The organism is Haemophilus haemolyticus (genome assembly GCF_003351405.1).
Taxonomy (GTDB): domain Bacteria; phylum Pseudomonadota; class Gammaproteobacteria; order Enterobacterales; family Pasteurellaceae; genus Haemophilus; species Haemophilus haemolyticus_N.
On the sequence record NZ_CP031240.1, the window covers coordinates 1,542,950 to 1,569,008 of the forward strand.

At 38.5% G+C, this 26,059-nt stretch carries 29 protein-coding genes, 1 other RNA gene and 2 pseudogenes; 28 read left to right on the forward strand and 4 right to left on the reverse strand.

Features of this window, described 5'->3' with window-relative positions; all coding sequences use genetic code 11:
- Positions 1 to 106: 106 nt before the first annotated feature.
- Complete coding sequence (locus DV427_RS07670) at positions 107 to 1,258, forward strand: type I restriction endonuclease (protein ID WP_114891902.1); 1,152 nt, start codon at positions 107 to 109, stop codon at positions 1,256 to 1,258.
- Between the two features lie 84 nt (positions 1,259 to 1,342).
- Here the strand turns inward: DV427_RS07670 and DV427_RS07675 are convergent, their stop codons facing one another.
- Entirely contained in the window at positions 1,343 to 1,747 is a 405-nt protein-coding gene (locus DV427_RS07675; protein ID WP_114891903.1) for a Z-ring associated ZapG family protein, read from the reverse strand.
- A gap of 29 nt (positions 1,748 to 1,776) precedes the next feature.
- Positions 1,777 to 2,127: a RidA family protein gene (locus tag DV427_RS07680; protein ID WP_114891904.1), complete on the reverse strand. Its 351-nt coding sequence runs from the start codon at positions 2,125 to 2,127 to the stop codon at positions 1,777 to 1,779.
- Positions 2,128 to 2,238: 111 nt separating this feature from the next.
- Between DV427_RS07680 and DV427_RS07685 the strand changes: the two genes are divergently transcribed.
- The gene (locus DV427_RS07685; protein WP_114891905.1) at positions 2,239 to 2,955 is read left to right on the forward strand and encodes a YwiC-like family protein; all 717 of its coding nucleotides are present in this window, start codon (positions 2,239 to 2,241) and stop codon (positions 2,953 to 2,955) included.
- A complete protein-coding gene (locus DV427_RS07690) occupies positions 2,956 to 3,498 on the forward strand; it encodes a tetratricopeptide repeat protein (RefSeq protein ID WP_162790290.1) in 543 nt (180 codons plus the stop codon).
- A 13-nt stretch (positions 3,499 to 3,511) separates the two neighbouring features.
- On the opposite strand, the gene DV427_RS07695 is transcribed toward DV427_RS07690, so the two are convergent.
- Positions 3,512 to 3,919 carry a Cd(II)/Pb(II)-responsive transcriptional regulator gene (locus DV427_RS07695; protein ID WP_114891906.1) on the reverse strand — a complete coding sequence of 136 codons (408 nt, stop codon included), beginning with the start codon at positions 3,917 to 3,919 and terminating at the stop codon, positions 3,512 to 3,514.
- An 89-nt stretch (positions 3,920 to 4,008) separates the two neighbouring features.
- On the opposite strand from DV427_RS07695, the gene DV427_RS07700 reads away from it, so the two are divergent.
- The 8 genes from DV427_RS07700 to hypE all read left to right on the forward strand — a co-directional run bounded on the left by DV427_RS07700 (position 4,009) and on the right by hypE (position 10,149).
- Positions 4,009 to 4,692 (forward strand): DUF4198 domain-containing protein, encoded by a 684-nt coding sequence (locus DV427_RS07700; RefSeq protein ID WP_114891907.1) that lies wholly within the window; start codon positions 4,009 to 4,011, stop codon positions 4,690 to 4,692.
- A gap of 12 nt (positions 4,693 to 4,704) precedes the next feature.
- Positions 4,705 to 5,190 carry a carboxypeptidase regulatory-like domain-containing protein gene (locus tag DV427_RS07705; protein WP_114891908.1) on the forward strand — a complete coding sequence of 162 codons (486 nt, stop codon included), beginning with the start codon at positions 4,705 to 4,707 and terminating at the stop codon, positions 5,188 to 5,190.
- Positions 5,190 to 5,810 (forward strand): cobalt transporter CbiM, encoded by a 621-nt coding sequence (gene cbiM / locus DV427_RS07710; protein ID WP_114891909.1) that lies wholly within the window; start codon positions 5,190 to 5,192, stop codon positions 5,808 to 5,810. The genes DV427_RS07705 and cbiM overlap by 1 nt, the downstream gene beginning before the upstream one ends.
- Positions 5,810 to 6,442 carry an energy-coupling factor transporter transmembrane component T family protein gene (locus DV427_RS07715; protein ID WP_114891910.1) on the forward strand — a complete coding sequence of 211 codons (633 nt, stop codon included), beginning with the start codon at positions 5,810 to 5,812 and terminating at the stop codon, positions 6,440 to 6,442. The genes cbiM and DV427_RS07715 overlap by 1 nt, the downstream gene beginning before the upstream one ends.
- 1 nt (position 6,443) lies before the next feature.
- The gene (locus tag DV427_RS07720; protein ID WP_114891911.1) at positions 6,444 to 7,061 is read left to right on the forward strand and encodes an energy-coupling factor ABC transporter ATP-binding protein; all 618 of its coding nucleotides are present in this window, start codon (positions 6,444 to 6,446) and stop codon (positions 7,059 to 7,061) included.
- Positions 7,062 to 7,208: 147 nt separating this feature from the next.
- Positions 7,209 to 8,018 carry a hydrogenase nickel incorporation protein HypB gene (gene hypB / locus DV427_RS07725; RefSeq protein WP_005645020.1) on the forward strand — a complete coding sequence of 270 codons (810 nt, stop codon included), beginning with the start codon at positions 7,209 to 7,211 and terminating at the stop codon, positions 8,016 to 8,018.
- 3 nt (positions 8,019 to 8,021) lie between these two features.
- Complete coding sequence (hypD, locus tag DV427_RS07730) at positions 8,022 to 9,134, forward strand: hydrogenase formation protein HypD (protein WP_114891912.1); 1,113 nt, start codon at positions 8,022 to 8,024, stop codon at positions 9,132 to 9,134.
- Between the two features lies 1 nt (position 9,135).
- Positions 9,136 to 10,149 (forward strand): hydrogenase expression/formation protein HypE, encoded by a 1,014-nt coding sequence (hypE, locus tag DV427_RS07735; RefSeq protein WP_114891913.1) that lies wholly within the window; start codon positions 9,136 to 9,138, stop codon positions 10,147 to 10,149.
- Between the two features lie 50 nt (positions 10,150 to 10,199).
- On the opposite strand, the gene ssrA is transcribed toward hypE, so the two are convergent.
- Positions 10,200 to 10,565, reverse strand: a transfer-messenger RNA (tmRNA) gene (gene ssrA, locus DV427_RS07740).
- A 173-nt stretch (positions 10,566 to 10,738) separates the two neighbouring features.
- On the opposite strand from ssrA, the gene dinB reads away from it, so the two are divergent.
- The 17 genes and pseudogenes from dinB to bioF all read left to right on the forward strand — a co-directional run bounded on the left by dinB (position 10,739) and on the right by bioF (position 26,057).
- Complete coding sequence (gene dinB, locus DV427_RS07745; protein WP_114891914.1) at positions 10,739 to 11,806, forward strand: DNA polymerase IV; 1,068 nt, start codon at positions 10,739 to 10,741, stop codon at positions 11,804 to 11,806.
- Positions 11,807 to 11,838: 32 nt separating this feature from the next.
- A complete protein-coding gene (locus DV427_RS07750) occupies positions 11,839 to 12,375 on the forward strand; it encodes an elongation factor P hydroxylase (RefSeq protein WP_114891915.1) in 537 nt (178 codons plus the stop codon).
- A 193-nt stretch (positions 12,376 to 12,568) separates the two neighbouring features.
- Positions 12,569 to 13,225 carry a tetratricopeptide repeat protein gene (locus DV427_RS07755; protein ID WP_114891916.1) on the forward strand — a complete coding sequence of 219 codons (657 nt, stop codon included), beginning with the start codon at positions 12,569 to 12,571 and terminating at the stop codon, positions 13,223 to 13,225.
- Positions 13,226 to 13,301: 76 nt separating this feature from the next.
- Positions 13,302 to 14,324, forward strand: coding sequence for a tetratricopeptide repeat protein (locus tag DV427_RS07760; protein WP_114891917.1), 1,023 nt, complete (start codon positions 13,302 to 13,304; stop codon positions 14,322 to 14,324).
- A 109-nt stretch (positions 14,325 to 14,433) separates the two neighbouring features.
- Positions 14,434 to 15,516: a peptide chain release factor 1 gene (prfA, locus tag DV427_RS07765; RefSeq protein WP_032803489.1), complete on the forward strand. Its 1,083-nt coding sequence runs from the start codon at positions 14,434 to 14,436 to the stop codon at positions 15,514 to 15,516.
- 52 nt (positions 15,517 to 15,568) lie between these two features.
- A complete protein-coding gene (locus tag DV427_RS07770; protein WP_005644900.1) occupies positions 15,569 to 16,009 on the forward strand; it encodes an RDD family protein in 441 nt (146 codons plus the stop codon).
- Positions 16,009 to 16,887, forward strand: a complete 879-nt coding sequence (prmC, locus tag DV427_RS07775) for a peptide chain release factor N(5)-glutamine methyltransferase (RefSeq protein WP_114891918.1) — start codon at positions 16,009 to 16,011, stop codon at positions 16,885 to 16,887. The genes DV427_RS07770 and prmC overlap by 1 nt, the downstream gene beginning before the upstream one ends.
- On the forward strand, positions 16,887 to 17,690 hold the full coding sequence (locus DV427_RS07780) for a SirB1 family protein (RefSeq protein WP_114891919.1): 804 nt from the start codon (positions 16,887 to 16,889) through the stop codon (positions 17,688 to 17,690). The genes prmC and DV427_RS07780 overlap by 1 nt, the downstream gene beginning before the upstream one ends.
- A gap of 14 nt (positions 17,691 to 17,704) precedes the next feature.
- Positions 17,705 to 18,559 (forward strand): 3-deoxy-8-phosphooctulonate synthase, encoded by an 855-nt coding sequence (kdsA, locus tag DV427_RS07785; protein WP_005629022.1) that lies wholly within the window; start codon positions 17,705 to 17,707, stop codon positions 18,557 to 18,559.
- Positions 18,560 to 18,646: 87 nt separating this feature from the next.
- Positions 18,647 to 19,021, forward strand: a pseudogene (locus DV427_RS07790) (transposase).
- 41 nt (positions 19,022 to 19,062) lie between these two features.
- Positions 19,063 to 19,182 (forward strand): IS3 family transposase, encoded by a 120-nt coding sequence (locus DV427_RS09690; protein ID WP_083071876.1) that lies wholly within the window; start codon positions 19,063 to 19,065, stop codon positions 19,180 to 19,182.
- A 114-nt stretch (positions 19,183 to 19,296) separates the two neighbouring features.
- On the forward strand, positions 19,297 to 21,252 hold the full coding sequence (locus DV427_RS07800) for a site-specific recombinase (RefSeq protein WP_114891921.1): 1,956 nt from the start codon (positions 19,297 to 19,299) through the stop codon (positions 21,250 to 21,252).
- 61 nt (positions 21,253 to 21,313) lie between these two features.
- A pseudogene (locus DV427_RS07805) lies at positions 21,314 to 21,400 on the forward strand (IS3 family transposase); the annotation flags it as partial.
- A 66-nt stretch (positions 21,401 to 21,466) separates the two neighbouring features.
- Positions 21,467 to 22,414, forward strand: a complete 948-nt coding sequence (locus DV427_RS07810) for a 2-hydroxyacid dehydrogenase (RefSeq protein ID WP_114891922.1) — start codon at positions 21,467 to 21,469, stop codon at positions 22,412 to 22,414.
- Positions 22,414 to 23,595: a lipoprotein-releasing ABC transporter permease subunit gene (locus DV427_RS07815; RefSeq protein WP_114891923.1), complete on the forward strand. Its 1,182-nt coding sequence runs from the start codon at positions 22,414 to 22,416 to the stop codon at positions 23,593 to 23,595. Before DV427_RS07810 ends, DV427_RS07815 begins: the two co-directional genes overlap by 1 nt.
- A 21-nt stretch (positions 23,596 to 23,616) precedes the next feature.
- Positions 23,617 to 24,906 (forward strand): adenosylmethionine--8-amino-7-oxononanoate transaminase, encoded by a 1,290-nt coding sequence (gene bioA, locus DV427_RS07820; RefSeq protein WP_162790315.1) that lies wholly within the window; start codon positions 23,617 to 23,619, stop codon positions 24,904 to 24,906.
- A gap of 8 nt (positions 24,907 to 24,914) precedes the next feature.
- Positions 24,915 to 26,057, forward strand: a complete 1,143-nt coding sequence (gene bioF / locus DV427_RS07825; RefSeq protein ID WP_114891925.1) for an 8-amino-7-oxononanoate synthase — start codon at positions 24,915 to 24,917, stop codon at positions 26,055 to 26,057.
- The last annotated feature ends 2 nt before the right edge of the window (positions 26,058 to 26,059 follow it).

Here is a 26,059-nt window from a genome sequence, read left to right on the forward strand (position 1 = left end):
ATTTTGTGATGAAGATCGCAAAAATAGAAAATTTCTGATTAAAAACTTAAAGAATATATTTTTATTCCATAGAATAAATACAGATTTCATTCCAGAGGAAATAAAAATGAGCGATCAAATTTTCAAAGAAAAAATATTATCTCACTCTCAACATGTAATTAGAGTAGGGCAACACTGTTCAACTGAAGAAACAACAAAGCAAGCTTTAATTCTTCCATTTCTTGATATTTTAGGCTTTTCGGCTTATGACCCCACTAAAGTAAAAGCTGAGTACGCTGCCGATTTTGCTGGAGCAAAGAATGGTGAACGGGTAGATTATGCCTTATTTTGTCATGATGTTCCCGTTATGTTTATTGAGGCTAAATCTTACAATGAAGATCTCTCAAGCCATTCTCCACAATTAGCACGTTATTTCAATGCAACTCCAGAAGTTGCTGTTGCTGCAATTAGCAATGGTCGTGAATGGCGATTTTTCACAGACTTAAAAGATAAAAATATTATGGATGATGCGCCATTTTTGCGTATTAATTTTGAATCACTTGATGAAACCAAAATATCTCAATTATCTCAATTTTGTCATGATAAATTTCAGCCTGAAGCGTTACGAACATTGGCTGAAGAAAGTATCTATCTATCAACATTTACAAAAACAATATCTTCGTCATTAAAAGAGGTTGATTGTGAGTTTGTCCGTTATATAGCTAGCCGTTCCAATATTGGAAGACAGTTAAATCAGCGGTTTATTGAATCTATAACACCAATAGTAAGACAAGCAGTTGAAAAGGCTGTTAGTGATATGGTTGTTTCTGGATTATCAAAAAAACCTATTGATATAGAACCTGTTGAGGTTACTGAGGTGGAATATAATGATGAAAAAGCAGATGTTGTAGATCCTGATAACTGTAAAATTGTCACCACATATACCGAAAGACAAGTTTTAGAGTATGTCACAATGATTATTGGTAGCGATACAGATTTAGTTGCCAAAGATACCGAGAGTTATTTTGGTATTTTATATCAAGGAAAATCTAATAGATGGATTTTACGCTACTATGATAATAAGCAACGCCCTTCAATCGTTATCCCTATTGACTTAACTCCTGAGCATCAAAAAGAAATTATTAGAGCTGGGTTAGAGATTTCAGGCAACCAAATTATTATTGATTGCCCAGAGAATATTTTAAGATTAAGTGGAATAATTAGAGATTGTTTTGAATATTCCACAAATGATGAAAACTTTAGAAAGAAATCTCAATGACAAGTATGAAGCCTGTTTATAAAGTAGGTCTCTTCATTTTATATAAAAACGGCTAAAAACATTTCTATTTTTAGCCGCACTTTTTTAATTTTCTTCTTTATTTTCTTTAAATAAGCCTGATGCGCCCTCAGAATAATCTCTTGGCTGTTCATTTTGAGATTTATCTGTTGCAGTAATTAACTGTTGGGTGAATAAACCTTTGTGATCTTTTTCGCCCTGTAAATTATTCGAGGAGGTTGCGTAGTGGCGATAAAGTTTTTGATAATCGTTAATTAAGGTTTTGAATAATTCAGCACTTTCTGCAAAGTGTTTTTCGATTTGCGCTTTTTGTGTATCAAGTTGGGTTTTGACTGTTTTTAATTCAGCTTCTGTCTTGGCTTGATGTTTTACGGAGCCTTTGGTTAAACGCACAATAATGTAACCAATAAATAATCCAAGAATAAAAGCGATACCAATCGCTAACCAAATTCCATTTGTCCAATTTTCCATAATATTCTCCAGTTTATTTGGCTTAAAAACTAACAAGTTGCAATAATAACAATTTCAACTTTCCAACGAGGATCCGCTAATTTAGCTTCGACTGTCGCTCGACTTGGTGGGCTAACACGATCGACCCATTCATCCCAAGCTTGATTTAATTGTGCATAATCTTGCATGTCTACCAAGAAAATTTGCGCGGTTAAAATGTTGCTTTTATTGGAGCCAATTTCTGCTAACAATTTATCAATTAAACCTAATACTTCTTTGGTTTGTTCATAGGCATTTTGCTCGATGGTTAATTCTGGAACTTGCCCTGCCAAATAGGCGAGGTTGTTATGAATTGAAACTTCACTTAAACGTGTGCTGGGTAAAATGCGTTGAATTGTCATAGGGTTCTCCTTTGGGGTATTTTTTTCTATTCTAAATAGCGTTTACCACTTTGTAAAATCCTCTTTACTAGGCTAGAATACCCGATAATTATTCTCAATTATTTAATCATTATGAAACTGCTTATCTCTAATCAGCATGGCGCTATTGTTATGGCATTGGTGCCTTTTATTTACGGCATGTTACTTGCTAATCCTGTATGGGCGCACGTATTTTTACTATTAGGATGGTTTTCGCTTTATTTGATGACGTATCCTTTTTTGAATTTGTTTAAAGGTAAAAATCTTGAGTTATACAAAAAATGGTCTGTGATTTATTTTGCTTCCGCCGTGATTTTTGCGATTCCGGCGTTAATTTATAATTGGCAAGTGCTGTATTTTATGTTTGCCATGCTGCCGTTTGTCGCGGTGAACATTTATTTCACCAAGAAAAAAGATGAGCGAAATTTATGGAATGACTTGGCGGGGATCTTAATTTTTGCCCTAGCAGGAATGGGATCTTATTATTTTTCTGACCGCACTTTTGATGAAAAAATACTTTGGGTGGCGATTTATCCAACATTATTTTTTATTGGAACAACACTTTATGTGAAATCAATGATGCGTGAGCGAAAAAATCCACGTTATTTTTGGGCATCAGTGATTTTTCACTTATTATGTGTGCTGATTTTTGTAGTTTCGCAACAATTTATTTTAGCATTAGCTTTTGTTCCCGGATTAGTACGAGCTGTTTATCTGCCCACTAAAAAGCTTTCTGTTATGCAAGTTGGATTAACAGAATTTGCGATTACTGCTGTGTTTTTTATTTTACTTTTAATAGCAACTTTATAAATGAAACTGAAGTTATTTTTTCATACAGTATTACTTTCTTGTAGCTTGCCTATTTGTGCAATGAAAACCGTTGATATTACAGCGAGTTCGAAAATGGATGATCAAGCAAGAATGAATTTGGCACAAGAGTTTGCTAATAAACAGCAATGGATGTCTGTTTTTGATATTATGTATCCGATGGCGTTAGAAGGAAATATCACCGCTCAAAGTAATTTAGGTATGTTATATAACCTTGGGCGTGGCACGGTGAGAGACTACGAAAAGGCTTATTGGTGGTTTAGCGAAGCGGCAGAGAAGGGTAGCGTGAAAGGGTTAAATAACCTTGGTGTTATGTATCTGCGTGGCGATTATGTCAAACAAAATACAGAGCAAGCCATTAAGCTTTTTGAACGTACAGCTCGGGCTAAAGATACGGATGGAATGATGATGTTAAGTAATATTTATCGCTCGCAAAACCAACCTGAAAAATCATTGGAATGGCTGAAGAAAGCCGCTGAATTAGGCAATAAGGAAGCAAAACAGCGTTTATCTAGTCAGCCATAATCTAAAATTGCGGTTATTTTAATCGCACAAATTTCACGCCACTATGTTGCAATAGCAATTTCATTGGATCTTTATCATTCGAGACTGTTTTCTCACGTAATTCAATTAATTTCATCCGCAAATGGGCAAGCTCATGAATTCGTGTGGCCACCTCTTTAATATGTTTGTCTAACACACGATTAATTTCTTTTGCTTGTTGTTTTGAAGCATTTTCTAAATTGAGTAGGCTTTTTATTTCACTTAATGAAATATCTAAATTTCGGCAGTTACAAATAAATGATAAACGTTGCAAGTGTTCTTCGTTATATTGCCGAAAATTGCCTGAAGTGCGTTTTGGGGGGGGGATTAAACCTTGTTGTTCATAATAACGGATAGTTTCTACGGTACAGCCTAGGGCTTTAGCAAGTGCTCCAATTTTCATTAATCACCTTAAAAAATAACTTGACTCTAAAGTTACTTCATATTTTATCATGCGTTCAGATTTTCTTAAACAAACAAGGAGCATCCAAAATGGAATTAAAAAAAATCGCAGTGGGATTAACCGCACTTTTAGGTATGTCTGTTGCTAACGCTCACAATGTTTGGCTTGAACCTGCTTCAGCTAAAGGTGAATACGTGGTGAAATTTGGACATGAACAAACTGAAACCTATCCAGAATCTAAACTTAAATCTATCCAAGCCTTAAATGCGCAAGGAAAATTAACCGCAGTTGATTACCAATTCAGAAATGGTGAAGCCTATCTTATGCCTAAATCTGACTTAGTATTCGTTCATTTCGATAATGGTGTATGGTCAAAATTACCAAGCGGTAAATACGTTGAAAAAACAAAACGTGAAGAACCAACAGCAGAATTTAGTACCAATCCTGTTAAATTTGGTAAAGCGATTTTGAAATGGGATGCTGAATCTTTCAAATTTCATCAACAAGCTTATGAATTGATTCCTCAAGAAAAAGCACAAGCGAACAAACCACTTTCTATCCTTGTTTTACATAACGGTAAACCGGTTCAAGGTATTAAAGTGGGGGTGAGTGAAGATGCACCGTTCAATTTAACCAATGAAAAGGGTATCGCTCAATTTACGCCAACTAAAGGCTTCAACAAAGTATGGGCAGAGTTTGAGGAAAAAGTAACAAATAATGCGGATTACGATCGTCGCTCTGTAGAATATATGTTAACTTTTGATGCGCAATAATATGGATTTGGGATGAAGAAAATTATTTTTTTTACCGCACTTTTTGCGGCTTGCTATCTCCCTAATGCTTATGCCCACGCGCTTTATGTGTTTGCCCAATATGATGGGCAAACACTCTCTGGCAAATCCTATTATTCTGATATGACCCCAGCGGCTGAAACTTATTTAGAAGTTTTCCGCTCAGGTGTTTCTGATCCCGTTTTAACTGGAAAAACAGACCGCCAAGGCGCATTTAAGCTTTCTATTGCTGATGTGCCACATACCACCTTAAAAGTTGTGGTGGAAGGCGATGAAGGACACCGTGCGTCAGTTGTTGCTGCTCATACCTCTGCCGAAAATCAAAGCGGTGCAGATTTAATGCTGCTTCGTGAAGATATTGCGCATTTAAAAGATAAAATTTATTTGCATGATATTTTAGGTGGAATCGGTTATATCGTTGGTATTGCTGGACTTATTGCTTTACGTAATGCGCGTAAAATTAAACAAGGACGTATTTAATGCATTTATCTGAAGGCGTGTTACATACGCCTATTTTATTAGCTGGCGTAGTGCTTGCTGTTGTGGGCATTGCCGTGGGGTTGCGTCGTTTAGAATCAGAACGTTTACCGCTCACCGCACTTTTTGCGGCTGCATTTTTTGTGGCTGGAACTATTCATATCCCCGTAGGAATTGGTAGCGTGCATTTAATTTTAAATGGCATGGCTGGTTTATTCCTAGGATGGGCTGTTTTTCCTGCATTCCTCATCGCACTTTTATTGCAAGTTATCTTCTTTTCTTTTGGTGGATTTGCAGTATTAGGCGTCAATCTTTGCGTGATGGCAACGCCAGCGGTGATCGCTCATTATCTTTTCCGTTCTCGTTTACAACCGCACATAGCTTTAAAAGATTGCTTATTCGTCGGTATTGGAGCTGGCGTAATTGGCGTTGGCGGGGCAGGCGCACTTGCTTCTTTTGTGCTGATGCTAGATGGTGGAAAAAGTTATCTGAATCTTGTTTGGCTCTTGCTGGTCTCTCATATTCCGGTATTTATTTTGGATAGTATTATCAGCGTAGGTGTGATTACCTTGCTTGGTAAAATGTATCCTGAAGTCATGAATCGTACCGAGAATGTCTCTTAATGAAAATTCACTGCTTGTTTCAACCGCACTTTAGGTTGATTTATCTGTTTATCTGGGGGCTAATCATCAGTGGATTGAGCGATCTCACTTGGCTTATCCCCCTTAATGTGCTTGCTGTTTCTCTCTTTTTTATTTCACTGCAGTTCAGTCAAAAATCTTTTTTGCCCTATCTTAAACGTTGGTTTGCTTTAATCATTTTTATTGCTTTAATGTGGGCGACATTAAGTTGGAAAATTGGAGAAAATGGCATTGAACTCAATTTTCAAGGCATAGAATTAGCAGAAAAGTTAAGTTTACGGACTCATTTATTGCTGATTTCTCTTTGGCTTTTTTTGTGGAATATTAATGATGCGGTACTTGTTCAAGCCATGGGTAAATTGCCTTTGCCAGAAAAATTAATTCAACTTTTTGTGCTGACCGTACGTTACATTGCACTGCTTGGCGAATTACGTCAAAAAATGGATATTGCTATGCGCGCTCGTGGATTTCGTCCAGGGCTTAATCGCAGAACCCTTTATGTGACGGCTCAAAGTGTCGCTTTATTATTGATTCATGCCCTATTGAAAGCCGAAACGGCGCAAATGGCTTTAAAATGTCGTGGTTTTCAGTTCGGCAAAAAGAGAGAAAAATAACATGTTAGCTGTAAATAATCTTTATATAGAACGCAATGGTAGAGCGATTATTCAAGATTTGAGTTTTACCTTAGAAGGTCAAAAACGTCTTTTCGTACAAGGGGAAATTGGCTCAGGAAAAACCACTTTACTTCTTGCTTTATTGGGATTTGTTCCCGTAACCAAAGGTGAAATTCAATTATTTGGCCAAGTTTGTCGTGAAGAAAAAGATTTTGCACCGTTTCGTGGCACGATTGGTATTTGTTTTCAAAATGCCGATGATCAACTTTTTGGCCCAACAGTATTGGATGATATTGCCTTTGGACCATTAAATCAAAATGTGCCCAGAGAGCAGGCGTATCATATTGCAGAGGAGCAATTAGAACGTCTTGGCATCACACGTTTAAAAGATCGTATGGTACATACCTTATCTGGCGGTGAGAAAAATTTCACCGCACTTGCAGGTGTCTTAGCGATGCAGCCAAAAATCTTATTATTAGATGAACCTACCAATGGATTAGATCGAAAAAATACTGAAAAATTGACCGCACTTTTGCGTGAACTTTCCTTACCCATTTTGATTTCATCCCATCATCATGGATTTATTAACGAATTAGCCACAGAAATTATCAGTTTATGATCTTCATCAAAAAGCCGAATTTTGATTGTGCTATGCTTGTTGCAAATTTGTTGACAAAGCTAAGGGCTTTGAGTGTTTTAAACATTATTTCTGTTGAAAGTCAGTTTGAAAACTCAGCCCAAATAAGCACATTAAAACGGAGGATTTATGTGTACAACCTGTGGCTGCGGACATCCAGAGCAAGTCCGTATTGGTGAATTGCCTCATACTCATGATGATCAAGGAAGTCATCAATCAGGTACGCCAAACTTTTCACATTCAACATTTCATTTCAATAAACCAGTCGATGCAGACGATACTCAAAAACGTTTGTTAAAAATTGAACAAGATGTTCTTGGAAAAAATAATCAATTAGCTGATCACAACCGAGCATTCTTTGCGAAACAACATATTTTAGCCTTAAATCTTGTATCGAGTCCGGGTTCAGGCAAAACCACACTTTTAACGACGACGCTAAATGCCCTCAAAAATGACCGCACTTGTTATGTCATTGAAGGCGATCAACAAACTGAAAATGATGCAGATCGTATTCGTGCGACTGGCGTGCCGGCTATTCAAGTGAATACAGGCAAAGGTTGTCATTTAGATGCACAAATGATTAGCGAAGCTATGGTGAAATTAAGACCACAAGCTGACAGCATTATGTTTATCGAAAATGTGGGCAATCTCGTTTGTCCATCTGAATTTGATCTTGGGGAAAAAGCGAAAGTAGTAATTTTATCTGTGACAGAAGGCGAAGATAAACCGCTTAAATACCCACATATGTTTGCCGCATCAAGTTTGATGATTTTAAATAAAGTGGATTTATTACCTTACTTGAAATTTGATGTAGAACAGTGCATTGCCAATGCGAAACGTGTGAATCCCAATATTGAAGTGATTCAACTTTCCGCTACTACTGAACAAGGTCTTAGTGAGTGGTTAAATTGGCTAGAACAACAACGTAAACAAGGATAATCGATGCGATTTGTTGATGAATTTCGCGATCCTGAACTTGCCCGTAGTTTAGTGGCGCAACTTGAAAAATTGATGGAAAAAATGCCGCACTTTACGGCGCAGAATCCATTATATTTAATGGAAGTATGTGGCGGGCATACCCATACGATTTTTAAATTTGGGTTGGATCGGCTATTGCCAAAAAGTATCGAATTTATTCATGGCCCTGGTTGTCCTGTCTGTGTGCTTCCTATGGGGCGTATTGATGTTTGTATTGAAATTGCGCTGAAACCTGATGTCATTTTTTGTACCTTTGGTGATGCAATGCGAGTGAAAGGTCGCCAAGGTTCACTTTTGGAAGCAAAAGCGAAAGGCGCAGATGTTCGCATTGTGTATTCACCTTTGGATGCATTGAATATTGCACAAAATAATCCGAATAAAAAAGTCGTCTTTTTTTCCTTAGGATTTGAAACGACGATGCCGAGCACAGCAGTGACGCTTCAACAAGCCAAAAAACTAGGAACAAAAAATTTCTGGATTGTTTGTCAAAACATCACGATTATTCCAACGTTACATAGCTTACTGGCACAAGATCAAGTCAAAATTGATGGTTTTCTTGCACCAGGGCATGTGAGTATGGTGATTGGTTCATCGCCTTATCAAGGGATTGTCGATAAATATCACAAACCTTTCGTGATTACTGGTTTTGAACCTTTAGATATTTTGCAGGCAATTGTGATGTTAGTGCAGCAATTTGTTGATGGCCGTTGTGAAATCGAAAATCAATATAAACGCATTGTTGATGATCACGGAAATGCTTTAGCCCAACGTTCAATGCAAGAAGTATTCCAGCTTAAAGCAAGCAGTGAATGGCGTGGCTTGGGGGAAATTGAACAATCTGGCGTGGAATTGACGGATGCTTATCGTGAATTTGATGCCGAAATTTATTTCCAAAGCCAAGCACAACAGGTGGCTGATGATCCTAATTCTCGTTGTGGTGATGTCTTGACTGGGCGTTGTAAACCATCTGATTGCCCATTATTTGGCACAGGTTGTAATCCTGATAATGCTTATGGTGCGTTGATGGTTTCTTCCGAAGGTGCATGTGCAGCCTATTATCAATATCGGAGAGAATAAAATGAGCGAATTTATCACTATGGCACACGGTAATGGCGGTGCTGCCATGCAAAAATTGATTCAAGATTATTTTGTTGAAGCCTTTGCTAATCCTATTTTGGCGCAAGGGGAAGATCAGGCAAGAATTCCATTAACAGAATTAGCAAAGCAAGGCGAAACACTGTCATTTAGTACGGATAGTTTTGTAATTGATCCCATTTTTTTCCCTGGTGGTAACATCGGGAAATTAGCGGTGTGCGGCACGGCAAATGATGTGGCTGTGTGCGGGGCGATACCAAAATATTTATCCTGTGGCTTTATTTTGGAAGAAGGATTGCCTCTTGCGGATCTTAAGGCAATTATTCAATCAATGGCTGAAACCGCAAAAGCGGCAGGTATTCAGGTTGTTACCGGCGATACAAAAGTGGTACAAAAAGGTGCAGTGGATAAGATTTTTATCAATACCAGTGGAATTGGTGTTATTCCTCAAAATTTGGATTGGGGTGTTCATAACATTCAGGCTGGCGATAAAATCATTGTTAGCGGCACTATTGGGGATCATGGCGCAACAATCTTAAATTTACGTGAAAAACTGGGTATCCAAACTGATCTTCATAGTGATTGCGCCGTGCTGTATCCATTGATTGAAAATTTACGCGAAGTAGATGGCGTGAAAGCCGTTCGAGATGCGACCCGTGGGGGAGTTAATGCTGTTTTGCATGAATTTGCACAGGCGCAACAGCTAGGCATGAATATTGATGAACAAGCCTTGCCAATTCGCCAAGAAGTACGTGGAATTTGTGAATTACTTGGTCTTGAAGCATTAAACTTCGCGAATGAAGGGAAATTGGTTATTGTTGCCTCCGCTGAAAAAACACCAGAAATTTTGACCGCACTTCGTCGTCATCCATTAGGTGAAAATGCGGCTGTGATTGGTGAAGTAACAACCGATAAAAAAGTGCGTTTAGTGGGCATATTTGGACAAAGTCGATTGTTAGATTTACCAACAAATGAACCGCTACCGAGAATTTGTTAACGATTAGATAAAATTAAAGCCTTGATAATCAAGGCTTTAGTTTTTTTATTTGGTGGAGCTGGGGGGAGTTGAACCCCCGTCCGAAATTACTCTACCTTCAGTACTACACGTTTAGTCTAGTCTTTAATTTCACTTAAGCATGCGGACAGACACGCTAAACTTAAGCTAGTTTGATTCAATTTAGTGCTTCGATCCTCAAACGGTGGCTTCCACACGATCTCGTTTTGGTTTGACTCCGCGTTATCCCCGTCTTACGAGCGGAAGCTGGGGCGCGAAGGCTAAATGCAGGTTATTAAGCTGCTAAAGCGTATTGTTCGTCGTTTGCGACTATTTTTTTGCGGTTTATTTACGAGGCCTACCGCACCTCGACGTGCACCTTGGGCTTCGCTAATCCCGTCGAATCCAGAATCAGCCCCAAAATTGTGCGTAGTCTAGCAAAAAAAGAAAGGTAGGGAAAGTTGAGATTGATTGAATTGCTGCGTTAAAGGGCATTTATAAAATATTAAATTGCTAGGTTATTAATTTTAATGTATATTTAAACAGTTGTTTGCTTAATTAATATTAGAAAATATTTAACCGCACTTTTTTTATGCTACAAGATAAAAAAATTATTCATATTGATATGGATTGTTTTTACGCATCGATTGAGATTCGTGAAAATCCTAATTTACAGGGGAAACCTGTTGCTGTGGGTGGTTCTTCTCGTCAACGTGGTGTATTGACAACTTGTAATTATGAGGCGAGAAAATTTGGTTTACATAGTGCAATGCCAACGGCTCAAGCCATAAAAAAGTGTCCTAATCTCATTCTTGTGCCCGTGAATATGGTGTTGTATAAACAAGTTTCGGCACAAATTCATCAAATCTTCCAGCGCTATACCGATATTATTGAACCACTTTCTTTAGATGAAGCTTATTTAGATGTCACGCACTGCCAAAAATGTTCTGGCTCTGCGACTTGGATCGCACAAGAAATTCGCCAAGCAATTTTTGATGAATTACATTTAACTGCCTCGGCAGGTGTGGCGCCTTTGAAATTCCTTGCCAAAATTGCCTCGGATATGAATAAACCTAATGGGCAATTTGTGATTAAGCCGAACGAAGTCAGTGAATTTATTAAAACCTTATCTTTAAATAAAATCCCTGGTGTGGGTAAAGTAACATCACAACGATTACTCGATATGGGATTAGAAACTTGTGCTGACATTCAAAGCTTTGATCAAATCGTCTTATTAAATCAATTTGGTAAAGCGGGTAAACGTATTTGGGATTTTAGTCATGGCATTGATGATCGTGAAGTACAAGCCCATCGTGAACGTAAATCAGTCGGCGTAGAACAGACGTTGATTGAGAACATTCACACAGTTGAGCAAGCTTTAGCCTTATTAAATAATCTTTATCAAGAGCTAATTCGTCGCCTTGAACGTGTTAGTCCTAATATACCGTTATCTACATTTCGTAAAATTGGCGTAAAGTTTAAATTTGAAGATTTTCAAGTAACTACTTTAGAGAAAACGGGTTTGCCCCTTTCTTTGGAGAGTTTTCAGCAATTACTTCCTCAAATTTTTATGCGAGCAAAAGGGCGATCGATTCGTTTGATTGGGCTACATGTCAATTTACCCGAAGAAAATAAACAAGAACAAATGAGCCTCTGGTGATATAATCTCGCGGTTTTTTAGGAGTCGATACCATGGAACATAAATTAGAAGATATTATCGCGATTTTTAATCAATGTTTTGAAGAGGAATACAACACTCGCTTAGTCAAAGGTGGTGATGAGCCCATTTATTTACCCGCAAATGATGAAGTGCCTTATAACGCGATTTATTTTGCGCGAGGCTTTTACAGCAGTGCATTGCATGAAATTGCCCATTGGTTAGTGGCAGGCAAAGAACGTCGTAAACTAGAAGATTTTGGTTATTGGTATGAGCCAGATGGACGTTCTGAAGAACGTCAGCGTGATTTTGAAAAAGTTGAAGTTAAACCGCAAGCATTAGAATGGATTTTGGCAACGGCGGCAGGTTTCCGTTATTTTGCCAGTGCGGATAATTTGAATGGCAATCCAGGCGATACACAGCCTTTTAAACAAGCCGTGTATGAGCAAGTGAAAACCTATGCGGAAAAAGGTTTACCAAAACGAGCGGAAATGTTACGCCATGCTCTTGCTATTTTTTATGGCACAGAAGAGCGAATTGATTTAGCGAAATTTGATGTTACTCGCATCTAAAGTGCGGTCATTTTTAGGCAGATTTTGCGTCTGTCAATTTTCCTTAAAATCGGCTAGAATAGACCAATTTTTAATCATTTTACACCTAGTATACGGGTTGTTGTACTCCCTTTACAGAGAGTACAACAAAACATAATGCCAAACAAAAAACATTTGGTTGTTTCAATTGTTGATTAATAAATGGACGATTTCTATGCGATTCACAAAAACACTTCTTACCACCGTACTTTTCGGTGCTTCTGTATTTTCTTTTCAATCTACAGCTTGGGCAATAGAACAAAGCCAAATGATTCAAGTTGAGCAGCTATATAAGCAAAAAGACTTCAAAGCGATGTTGGCAATTCTTCAACCCTTGGCTGAGCAAGGTGATGCGATCGCCCAAGTTCTTTTGGGAAATGAGTATGAAAATGGACTTGGCGTCAAACAAGATTATTTTGAAGCGGTGAAGTGGTATCGCCAAGCGGCGGAGCAGGGAGATGCGGCTGCTCAATTGAAATTGGGCGCGATGTATGAAGATGGACGTGGCGTCAAACAAGATGATGTTGAAGCGGTGAAGTGGTATCGTCAAGCGGCGGAGCAAGGACTTGCACTGGCTCAATTGCAATTGGGCTTGGTGTATAATAAGGGACTCGGCGTAAAACAAGATGATGTTGAAGCGGTGAGGTGGTATCGCCAAGCGGCGGAGCTGGGAGATGCACAGGCTCAATTTATGTTGGGATTCTCATATCTTTTAGGAAAAGGTATTCAAGTAAATAAATCTTTAGCTAAAGAATGGTTTGGTAAGGCTTGCAATAATGGTGAACAACGGGGTTGTGAATATTATGGCAAGTTAAATAGAGGAAAGATGTAATAACACGTTTACAGCTCATATTGGCGAGTAGAAATTGTGTTTTATTTAATTATAAGTTTAATAAGGATGCAAAATAATGAAGAAAAAATTAACCTTAGCTGTTTTATTATTGGCGGTGATTGGTGGCGGAGCGGTGTATTTTACCCAATATTACCCAGAACAGGCAGAAATTCGGAAGTTAGAACGTTTATTAGAGCGTGAACAGCATTATAACGATCAAAAAGCTCGTAATGAATTAAGCCAATTCCCTGCTGAGCGTTTGCGTGTGTTAGCAGAAAAAGGTTATCCAGCTGCACAATTTCAGTTAGCTAAAATCTATGAAAGTAATGATCAAGAAGAATTTGCTAAAAAATGGTATGAGAAAGCGGCAGCACAAAATTATGCGGAAGCTTATCTTCAATTAGCTGTTTTAGATGAGCAAAGAAAAGATGAATATCGTGAAAAAGCTATTCAATTAGGAAGTTATCGTGCGAAATGGGTCCAGGCATCCATCTTGGCTGCTAAAGGAGATAAGTTAAGTGCAATGATGTTATTTACCCAAAATGCTGAAGCAGGATTTCCAGTCTCTCAAGCAAATTTGGGAAGTGCTTATTTTTATGGTGATGCTGTGCAACAAGATTGGCAGAAAGCATTTTATTGGTATAGTGAAGCTTACAAAAATATCAAAATAAATAATACATCGGATTTTCTATATACAGTATTTGGAGGTAGAGGGATTGATATTTACCAAAATTTAGCTACGCTTTATTTATTAGGTTTGGGTACGCCAAAGAATGAAAAAATGGTTGAAGAATTGTTGGATAGATGTAAGGGAAAATTGACTTGCAAAGATAAAAAAATTACGGATATTACCGATTTAAAATTGAATATTCTTAGTCGTGATGATTTGCCAAAACAGCCCGATCTTCAAGAAAAAATCGAAGCGATTAAAGAAGAGTTGGTGTTAAGTAAAGATCCGAAAGTGTTAATTAAGCTAGGTGAGTTGGAAAAAGATAAATCCAAAGCCAAAAAATACTTTGGCGATGCTTGCGATTTACGCAGTCAAGAAGGGTGTGATAAATACAGAGAACTCAATCAAAAAGAAGAAACTAATAAATAGTGAGTAAGTCACTAACAAAGCGTATGAGATTCTTAATTTCCTTTTCGCTGTCAATTTTCCCTAAAATCGGCTAGAATACGCCGATTTTATTTTCGGTGACTTATAAATGATGAAAGATTCCATTATTGCAAAATTAGAAAGTTTAAAAGAACGTTATGAAGAGCTAGAAGCCTTATTGGGCGATGTTTCTGTAATTAGTGATCAGGATAAATTCCGTGCGTATTCTAAAGAATATTCGCAACTTGAAGAAGTGGTGAAATGTTTTAATCGTTGGACGCAATTAAATCAAAATATTGAAGAAGCAGAAATATTGCTCGACGATCCTGAAATGAAAGAAATGGCGCAAATGGAAATCGAAGAATCCAAAGCGGAAATTGAAGAAGTGGAACAACAACTTCAAATTCTTTTACTGCCGAAAGATCCTAATGATGAATATAACTGCTATTTAGAAATCCGTGCGGGAACAGGCGGTGATGAAGCGGGTATTTTTGCGGGTGATTTATTCCGTATGTATAGCCGTTATGCAGAAAGTAAACGCTGGCGTGTAGAAATGCTAAGTGCTAACGAAAGTGAGCAAGGCGGTTATAAAGAGGTGATTGTTAAAGTCACTGGCGAAGGTGTGTATGGTCAGTTAAAGTTTGAGTCTGGCGGTCATCGTGTGCAACGTGTACCAAAAACAGAATCACAAGGGCGTATCCACACGTCTGCTTGTACTGTTGCGGTAATGCCAGAATTGCCAGAGTCTGAAATGCCAGAAATTAATCCTGCAGATTTACGTATTGATACTTATCGCTCATCAGGCGCTGGTGGTCAGCACGTAAATACAACGGATTCTGCGGTGCGTATTACACATATTCCAACAGGTATTGTGGTGGAATGTCAGGATGAGCGTTCACAGCATAAAAATAAAGCGAAAGCAATGTCGGTATTAGCGTCACGTATTGTTCAAGCAGAGCAAGAACGCCAAGCCGCAGAACAAACAGATATGCGCCGTAACTTATTAGGTTCGGGCGATCGTTCTGATAAAATTCGTACATATAATTATCCGCAAGGTCGAGTTACAGATCACCGTATCAATCTCACTATTTATCGTTTGGATGAAGTGATGAATGGTAAAATTGATGAACTGATTCAGCCGATTATTACCGAATATCAAGCGGATCAGTTGGCGGCATTGTCTGAACAGAATTAATGATAGGGGCATCTGATTTCAGATGTCCTTTTTAACTTTACAGGGAAATAAAATGATCATTGAAAATCAAAAAGATGCTGAATTTTCTTCTGCTTTCAAGCCTTCTCAACCCGCTCAAGCGAGCCGTTTTAAACGCTGGCTTGCGAGTATGATTAATGGGCTTGTTCTTTGGGTGATGGTTGGTCTCGGTTTTGCATTGGGGGATTTTGCCGGTGTAGTGGGGACGATTGTATATGCTGGTTTTCAGTTATATTTCATGAAAACTTATGGTCAAACTATGGCAAAACGCTGGTTAGGCTTGCGTGTATTTAATTATCATACCAATCAGCCTGTTGAATTTGGTAAATACATCGGCCGTGAGATTATTGATATTTTGTTAGCATGGACGAGTTTCTTATTGATTATTAGCGGTATTGTTGCACTTGTGCGCGATGATCGCCGTTCTTTAACGGATTTAGTGGCTGGCACAATTGTGTTAAAAGACGAAAAATAATGAATTATAAAGAATGGCTGGCACAAGCGATTGCTGATTTGGCACAAAAAAATCCCACTGAAAATAGTAAAATTGATGCACTTGTGCTTCTTCAACACGCAACGGACAAATCGCGTACGCAAATCCTTGCTTTTGATGATACCGAGATTGATGAAAAAGTGCGGTTAAAATTGACCGCACTTTTAGATCGTCGTCTAAAAGGCGAACCTATCGCTTATATTCTTGGTGAAAAAGAATTTTGGTCGTTGCCATTAAATGTCTCAAAAAGCACTTTGATTCCAAGACCAGACACGGAAATTTTAGTGGAAAAGGCATTACAAATTGCTTTAGACAAATTACAAGAAAATCCACCGCACTTTCGTATTCTTGATCTCGGTACTGGCACAGGTGCTATCGCGTTAGCATTAGCATCGGAGCTTTCCTCTATTTGTCAAAAACGACAAATTTCATTAGAAATAATTGGTGTTGATCTTATGCCCGATGTTGTGGCCTTAGCCCAATCCAATGCAGAAAGAAATAAGCTAAATGTACAATTTTTGCAGAGCCGTTGGTTTGAAAATATAACAGGACAGTTTGATCTTATCGTCAGCAACCCGCCTTATATTGATGAATGGGATGAACATTTACGTCAAGGCGATGTGCGTTTTGAACCTCTTTCTGCATTAGTTGCCAATGATGCGGGTTATGCTGATTTACGTCATATTATTGAATCAGCGCCAAGTTATTTGAATTCTAATGGCGCATTATTGCTTGAACACGGATGGCAACAAGGCGAAAAAGTGCGGTCAATTTTCCTAGAAAATCATTGGGAAATGGTTGAAACCGTGCGTGATTATGGCGACAATGAGCGCGTCACTTTAGGTTTTTGGAAGAAGTAATGAAATATTATCGACGTGCGTTATACGATCAATTTGTGCATTTTTATAATACTATCTCAGATGATGGATCATCAGAAGCGCAAATTCGGGGAAAAATTGGCGGGCTTGTACGTCGAGCACGTAAAGAAATTTCGCCAGATTGGCCGAAAGAAGAGCAAATTCATCAGTTATTACAGCTATTTTATGGTGATTGGGGCTTTCATTGTGATTCAGAAGAGTATTTCTATGCACGCAATTTATATTTGCCTTATGTGTTGGAGCATCGCAAAGGAATGCCAGTGACGCTTGGGGCAATTGTACTTTATTTAGCCGAGGTATTGGATTTGCCGATTTACCCGGTAAATTTCCCAACACAGCTCATTTTACGTGCAGAAGTAAGAGATGAAGTGGCTTTTATTGATCCTTGGGATGGCACTTATATATCGCAAGAAAAATTACAGCAACTTTATGAAGGGGCATTTGGTTTTGGTGTGCAAATTCAACCTGAAGAACTTGATAGAGCCGATCTTTCTTTACTTTATTCTCGTTTTGAGCAATTGGCGAAGAATGCGCTCATCCGCGAAGAACATAACGACATGGCATACCGTTATATTGAGAATTTACTGATTGGCAATGATGAAGATCCTTATCACATCCGTGATCGCGGTTTAGTTTTAGCTCAGATGGGTGCCTATCCTTCAGCATTGAAAGATTTAGAATTTTTTGTGGAACGTTGTCCGGAAGACCCAACTGCGGCTTTAATCCGAACTCAACTTTTAGAACTTAAGGGCGAGATTGATAAAGATTCTTTTGCCCTCCATTGATTTAAGGAAAATTTATGCAAAATAAAATTGTAAAAATTGGCAATATTGATGTTGCAAATGACAAACCTTTCGTGCTTTTTGGTGGAATGAACGTACTTGAAAGTCGTGATATGGCGATGCAAGTCTGTGAAGCTTATGTGAAAGTGACGGAGAAACTTGGCGTGCCTTATGTGTTTAAAGCTTCTTTTGACAAAGCGAATCGTTCATCTATTCATTCTTACCGTGGCCCAGGTATGGAAGAAGGCTTAAAAATTTTCCAAGAATTAAAAGATACGTTCGGTGTAAAAATTATTACCGATGTACATGAAATCTATCAATGTCAGCCTGTTGCTGATGTTGTAGATATTATTCAACTTCCAGCCTTTTTGGCACGTCAAACAGATCTCGTTGAAGCGATGGCAAAAACAGGCGCAGTGATTAATGTTAAAAAACCACAATTTTTAAGCCCGGGTCAAATGGGTAATATTGTGGAAAAAATCGAAGAATGTGGTAATGATAAAATCATTCTTTGTGATCGTGGAACAAACTTTGGATACGATAATTTAATTGTGGATATGCTTGGCTTCAGCGTCATGAAAAAAGCATCTAAGGGCAGCCCAGTTATTTTTGATGTAACCCATTCACTTCAATGCCGTGATCCATTTGGGGCTGCATCAGGTGGCCGTCGCGCACAAGTAACCGAATTAGCGCGCTCAGGTTTAGCAGTAGGCATTGCAGGTTTATTCTTAGAAGCGCATCCAAATCCAAATCAAGCGAAATGTGATGGCCCTTCTGCCTTGCCTCTTTCTGCTCTTGAAGGCTTTGTATCTCAAATGAAAGCGATCGATGATTTAGTAAAATCTTTCCCAGAATTGGATACCTCAATCTAAGAAAATATTTAAGCAAAAGTGCGGTTAATTTTGACCGCACTTTGATCTGCACCCCAAAACCTGGACACCTATTTTGAGGTGCAGATTATGTCCTACTCTTATCAATTTCGTTTGAAAATTATCAAACTCGTTACCGAACAGGATTATGGTATCCGTGAGGTGGCTAAACTTCACCAAATTTCCCATGCTCTCGTCATTTATTAGCTAAAAGCATTTCGGGAAAGAGGGCTTGATGGCGTAAAATCGCCTTATACAAACCTTCAAACACCGAAAATAGTGAAGCCAAAGATGAAAAAGAAAGACATTGAAATTCCAGAAACCACAGACTTTTCCCCTAAAACGTTTAAAAAGCTGCAGCGAGAACTTGCCTTAGCTCGTGCGGAGATTGCTTACCTAAAGGAGTTGGAGGCGCTCGACCGTCAAAAACAACGACAGAAAAAAGAAAAATTATTGAAAGATTGAAGCCAGACCATGCGTTAAATGATTTACTTCATGTGGCTAAAATGCCTCGCTCAAGCTTTTTTGAAAGTTTTTTTGCAATATTAAAATCAGAGTGCTTTTATTCTCGGACTTATCATTCAATTGCTGAATTACAGACTGAAATCGAAGAATATTTAAGTTAACTAACCTGTCCAACTTTTTTTGGGGCAGATCGCTTTTTCCGCTAATTTTTACTTTATCCAACAGCGCTGTATAATGTCACGCATTTGAATATAAACGATATGAGGCGGAAGCTCATGATTAAAATCGATACCTTACCTCAATTTTTGCGTAACAAAGTGGCGGAAAACGATGCCTTTGGTCTCGTAGAGGGCTTGTGCCAATCATTACGTAGCAGCCCCACAGAAAAAATTGCTCCGACCTTGCATTTGTTTAAGTTTATCTTAAAGAACGATAAAGAATTAGGCTATTCTGTTTCGAAATTATTATGTGGTTGGTTATGTAGTTTACGCCTTTACCCCTTGTTTATTAGTAGCGGTATCCTTACACGTGGCGGTTTTGGACAGGAGATGAAAACGCGTATTTATGAGCGTTTTAACCCCTCTTTTAAAGATATTAATGATTTACGTGATATTTTTTATTTATTATTTAGTGATAAAAATGATGCATGCTGGATTGATGCCGTTCCTTTAAAAACGTGGCGAGGCGTATTTGGCGTCTTAACCCGTTGTACAGAACAAAAAGATCGTGAGCGTTTAAAAAATCATATTGAAAGTGAAGGGCTATTTGCCATTGAGATGCTTTCAATTTGGATTGCTGCTGAAGATATGGATCCTGAGCTGATGCGAATGGAGCCTTCTCTGTTGAATGCAGATTCCCCTTTTGTGGCATTGCACCATGAAGTGGTGAATTGGTTACAGGCGCACCGCCAATCAACCGTTTTTGATGATAGCCATTTACAGGTAATGTTTAGCCAATGTAAAAAATTGGTTGAGCGTTTGCAAAAACGTGGAGCAGTGGTGGGCTCTTCTTTAAATACGGCTTATTTATTGGAGCGTCTTTCTCAGACCTTAGAACGATTAGAAATCTTGATGGCGATTTTTGTTTCAAATCGCTATTTACCACGCCGAATATTATTATTAACTGGCTGTTTTGCCCGCACAGCAGCAGAAAAACATAGCATTACCCGATTATGGAAACAAAGCTCTAGATTAATTTCACGTAGCATTACCCAAAATGCGGGCGATCACGGCGAGCATTACATTACTCGAGATAAAAAAGAGTATTGGGCAATGTTTTATTCTGCGGCAGGTGGTGGTGTATTAATTGCACTGATGGCGCTATTTAAAATCTATCTAGGTAGCATTATTGATGACAAAGTCTGGAAAGGGGTTGCCGAAGGCTTAAATTACGGCTTAGGTTTTATGGTGATCTTTATGTTGCATTTTACGGTAGCGACGAAACAGCCTGCCATGACTGCAGCCCGTTTTGCTGAGGCTGTTGAGAAAACGCCTCAAGGTAAAAGCGTCAATATGAAATTAGCTCAATTATTAGTGGATGTATTTCGCTCTCAAAGTATTGCGGTGCTAGGTAATGTCCTCATTGCGATGGGCTTAGCCGCATTGATTGCGTTTGGTTACCAATATAAAACAGGTGAGCCATTGATGAATGCTGATCAAATTGCTTATCAGTTGCATAGCATTGATCCTTTTGCGGGAACCTTATGGTTTGCAGCCATTGCGGGGGTGTGGTTATTCTGCTCAGGGATTATTTCGGGTTATTTTGATAACCGCAGCAATTATTTGAATATGCGTATGCGTTTAACCCAACATCCGTTATTGAAAAAATTAATGTCTGAGAAATCTCGCGTTAAATTTGCTAATTATATGCATGAGAATTATGGCTCGCTTATCGGTAACCTTTGCTTTGGTATGTTGCTTGGGATTACCGGTGTGGTAGGTTACTTAACGCACCTTCCGTTAGATATTCGTCATGTGGCATTTTCATCTGCGAATGTAGGCTATATTGCAGTGAGCGGACAATTCACCTATTTATTGCTTTTACAATGCATTGGTTTTGTATTGTTGATTGGTTTAGTGAATTTAGTTGTCAGTTTTTCATTAACGCTTTGGGTTGCACTGCGTTCTTTGAATGCGGAAATTGAGAGCTGGTGGCCAATTTGGTATGAAGTTTGTCAAATTGTGAAAAAACGTCCATTAAGTTTATTTCTTCCTGTTCAATTAGATAAATAATCGGCTTAAGTGATCTGCTCCCCACTCTCGGACTTATTACTCAATCGCTGAATTGCAGGCTGAAATTGAAGAATATTTAGTGTATTACAACCAAAAACGAATTAAACTTGCTTTCAAAGGATTGAGCCCAGTGCAATACCGAGCTTAATATTTAAGTTAACTAACCTGTCCAACTTTTGGGGGGCAGATCACTTTGTATATAAAAGTAGAAATGATGAATATCGTCTTTTTAGATAGTACGGCTATCCCTAAACATATCTCTATTCCTCGTCCAAGTTTTGCGCATACTTGGATTGAATATGAGCATACATCTTCTGCCGAAACGATTGAACGAGCGAAAGATGCTGATATTGTTATTACGAGCAAAGTCATTTTTGATCGAGAAACGTTAAAACAATTACCTAAGTTAAAGTTGATTGCAATTACTGCAACCGGTACCAATAATGTTGATCTTGTGGCTGCAAAAGAAATGGGCATCGCCGTGCGTAATGTGACAGGTTATTCCAGCACAACCGTACCAGAACACGTAATCGGTCTGATTTTTTCTTTAAAACATAGTTTGGCAGGTTGGTTACGCGATCAAACGGAAGCAAAATGGGTGGAAAGTAAACAATTTTGTTATTTTAATTACCCAATTACAGATGTGCGCGGTTCGACGTTGGGCGTATTTGGTAAAGGTTGCTTAGGGACAGAAGTGGGACGTTTGGCTAATGCCGTGGGAATGAAGGTGCTTTATGCAGAACATAAAGACGCCACTGTTTGCCGTGAAGGTTATACACCCTTTGAGGAAGTATTAAAACAAGCGGATATTGTGACGTTGCATTGCCCATTAACTGAAACAACAAAGAATTTAATTAATGCAGAAACTTTATCCAAAATGAAAAAAGGTGCATTTTTGATTAATACAGGACGTGGGCCTTTGATTAATGAACTTGCCTTAGTTGATGCGTTAAAAACGGGGCATTTAGGCGGAGCAGCTTTGGATGTAATGATAAAAGAGCCGCCAGAAAAAGATAATCCGTTAATGTTAGCTGCAAAAACTATGCCTAATTTAATTATCACCCCACATATTGCTTGGGCGAGCGATAGTGCAGTGACCACATTAGTTGGCAAAGTAATGCAAAACATCGAAGAATTTGTACAACAATTCAATCAAAAATAATGAATTTTCCTATTTCTCTTTATATTGCGCTACGTTATTGGCGTGCGAAAAGTGCGGATCGTTTTGGGCGATTAGTGACTAATCTTGCAAGCCTGGGGATTGTGCTAGGTGTGATGGCATTGATCATCGTGCTTTCTGTGATGAATGGATTAGAAGGTTATCAAAAACAACAGGTGCTATCTTCCATTCCTCACGCGATTGTGAGTGAAGAACAGCCTATTTCTACAGAAAAAACATTAGAAAATTTACCGTACTTTGTCCAAAAAGCGGTGCCGATCAATACAACAAATGTGATTTACCAAACGACAAAAGGCGTAAGTGCAGGACAAATCATTGGTATTCAATCATTTTCTGATGATCCTTTGGTTGATTCTTTTGATCAGGCTAAATTTAATGAAATTTTGCCTAGTGGGGAATTTAAACTGGTAATTGGCGATCAACTGGCGCAAAAATTGGGCGTGAATGTTGGAGATAAAATCCGTTTGATGATTACGGAAAATAGCCAATATACACCATTCGGTCGCGTGCCAATGCAGCGTTTATTTACGGTTAGCGATATTTATTATGACTATGGCGAAGCATCGGGTTATGAAGCCTTTGCTAATATTACAGATATTGGTCGCTTAATGCGTATTCAACCTCAGCAAGCGCAGGGCTATCGTTTATTTCTGAATGATCCGTTCCAAATTACAGAACTCCCACAACATTTCCCAACACAAAAAATCACGGATTGGCGCGTACAAAAAGGTGAGTTTTTCCAAGCGGTGAGAATGGAAAAAAATATGATGGGATTGCTGATTAGTTTGATCATTGTCGTGGCGATTTCTAATATTGTCACCTCTTTAAGTTTAATGGTGGTGGATAAACAAGGTGAAATTGCGATCTTGCAAACTCAGGGCTTAACAAAATCCCAAGTGCGTTCAGTGTTTATTTATCAAGGATTACTGGTGGGATTTGTTGGCACATTGCTCGGTGGTATTTTAGGTGTTTTAGTCACCTTGAACTTAACGGAGATTGTAAGTGCGGTAAATCCACAAGGTGTTTTTTTACCGACAGAATTGTCTTTTATTCAAATGATTTTTGTCATTGGATTTTCCTTGTTGCTTTCTTTACTTTCTACTCTTTACCCTGCGTATCGAGCTGCGAAAGTAGAACCTGCCGCAGCCTTGCGATACGAATAAGTTTTTAATGGTAAATGAATGATGGATGAACAATCACTTTTAGCTTTTGATACACAACATATTTGGCATCCTTATTCTTCAGTTTCTTCTGATATGCCGATTTATGCGGTAGAACGTACAGATGGCGTGATAATAATCTTAAAAGATGGTCGTCGTTTGATTGATGGTATGTCTTCTTGGTGGGCGGCATTGCATGGTTATAATCACCCTCGTTTAAATGCAGCGGCACAGAATCAGTTGGCAAAAATGAGCCATATTATGTTTGGCGGTTTTACCCATGAACCCGCGGTGGAATTAGCTCAACTATTGGTACAAATTTTGCCAAATGGATTAGATAAGATCTTTTTTGCTGATAGTGGTTCTGTTGCTGTAGAAGTGGCGATGAAAATGGCTATTCAATATCAGCACGCTCAAGGGGAAGTAAAACGGCAAAAATTCGCTACCATCCGTTCTGGTTACCATGGCGATACTTGGAATGCGATGTCAGTGTGTGATCCAACCACAGGGATGCATCATTTATTTCATCATAGTCTGCCCGTACAATATTTTCTTCCTCAACCCAATATTCCATTTAATGAATCTTGGAATGATGGTGTGATTGAACCTTTAGCTGATTTACTTAAGAAAAAAGGTAGCGAAATCGCCGCACTTATTTTAGAGCCTGTTGTGCAAGGTGCGGGTGGTATGTATTTTTATTCGCCAACTTATTTAGTGAAAGCGCAAGCGCTTTGTAAACAATATGGTGTATTGCTAATTTTTGATGAAATTGCCACAGGTTTTGGCCGCACCGGGAAATTATTTGCAGCCGAGCATGCTGGGATTTCGCCAGATATTATGTGTATTGGTAAAGCCTTAACAGGTGGTTATTTGACTTTATCGGCAACCATTACGACCACTGAAATTGCACAAACTATTTGTCGCGGTGAGGCTAAATGCTTTATGCACGGCCCCACTTTTATGGCAAATCCATTGGCTTGTGCGATAGCGGCAGAATCTATCCGTTTATTATTGGAAAGTCCTTGGCAGAAAAATATTAAGAGAATTGAATCTTCCTTGAAACAACAGCTTTCGCTTTTAGCTGAAAAAGATTATGTCAAAGAAGTTCGTGTATTAGGGGCGATTGGGGTGGTTGAAATGAAAAGTGCGGTAAATATGAAAACTTTAGTCCCACGTTTTGTGGAACAAGGTGTTTGGATTCGACCTTTCGGAAAATTGGTTTATGTGATGCCACCATTTGTGATTAAAGATGATGAACTTCAGAAATTAACAGAAGGCATGATTCTGGCTTTAACTCAGGAATATGAACATTAGGATAAAAAATGGATGCTTTCAAACAGCAACTGGAACAGCTTAGCACACAAAATCAATATCGTTCAATTCCAGACTTAGTTCATCAAGGACGATATATTACGCGAGAAAATCGCAAAATGTTGAATATGTCATCTAATGATTATTTAGGTTTGGCATCAAATGAAAATTTGCGCCAGTCTTTTTTACAGCAATATGGCGATAATTTCCCTTCTTTTACCAGTTCTTCGTCTCGTTTATTAACAGGAAATTTTCCTATTTATACCGATCTCGAACAGCTTATTGCTCAACGTTTCCAACGAGAAAGTGCTTTATTATTTAATAGTGGTTATCATGCTAATCTCGGCATCTTACCAGCATTGACTACAACAAAAAGTTTAATTTTGGCAGATAAATTAGTGCATGCCAGTATGATTGATGGCATCCGTTTAAGCCAATGTGAGTTCTTTCGTTATCGTCATAATGATTATGAACATCTAAAGAGTCTGCTCGAAAAAAATGCTGGAAAATTTGACCGCACTTTTATTGTGACGGAATCGGTTTTTAGTATGGATGGCGATGTAGCTGATTTGAACTATCTTGTTCAATTAAAAAAACAGTTTCCAAATACTTATCTTTATGTGGATGAAGCCCATGCAATAGGCGTTTATGGTAAAAACGGATTAGGTATTGCTGAGCGAGCTAATGTGATAGCTGATATAGATTTATTGGTTGGCACTTTTGGCAAAGCCTTAGCTTCAATGGGGGCTTATGTCGTCTGTGATAAAATATTAAAAGAGTGTTTGATTAATCAAATGCGTCCATTGATTTTTTCAACCGCACTTCCGCCGTTTAATGTGGCGTGGACTCATTTTATTTTTGAACGATTGCCACAATTTTCAAAAGAAAGAACGCATCTTGAGCAGTTAAGTGCATTTTTACGCCAAGAAGTGGAGCATAGAACGCAAATAATGCTAAGCCAAACTTGCATCGTTCCTTATATTTTAGGCGAGAATGAAGCAACCCTTGCTAAGGCGAAAGCTCTGCAAGAGCAAGGTTATTATTGCTTGCCGATTAGACCACCGACAGTACCAAAAGGTACATCCAGAATACGATTATCTTTGACGGCAGATATGACAATGGATGAAGTAAAACAGTTTGTGGCATGCTTATAAGG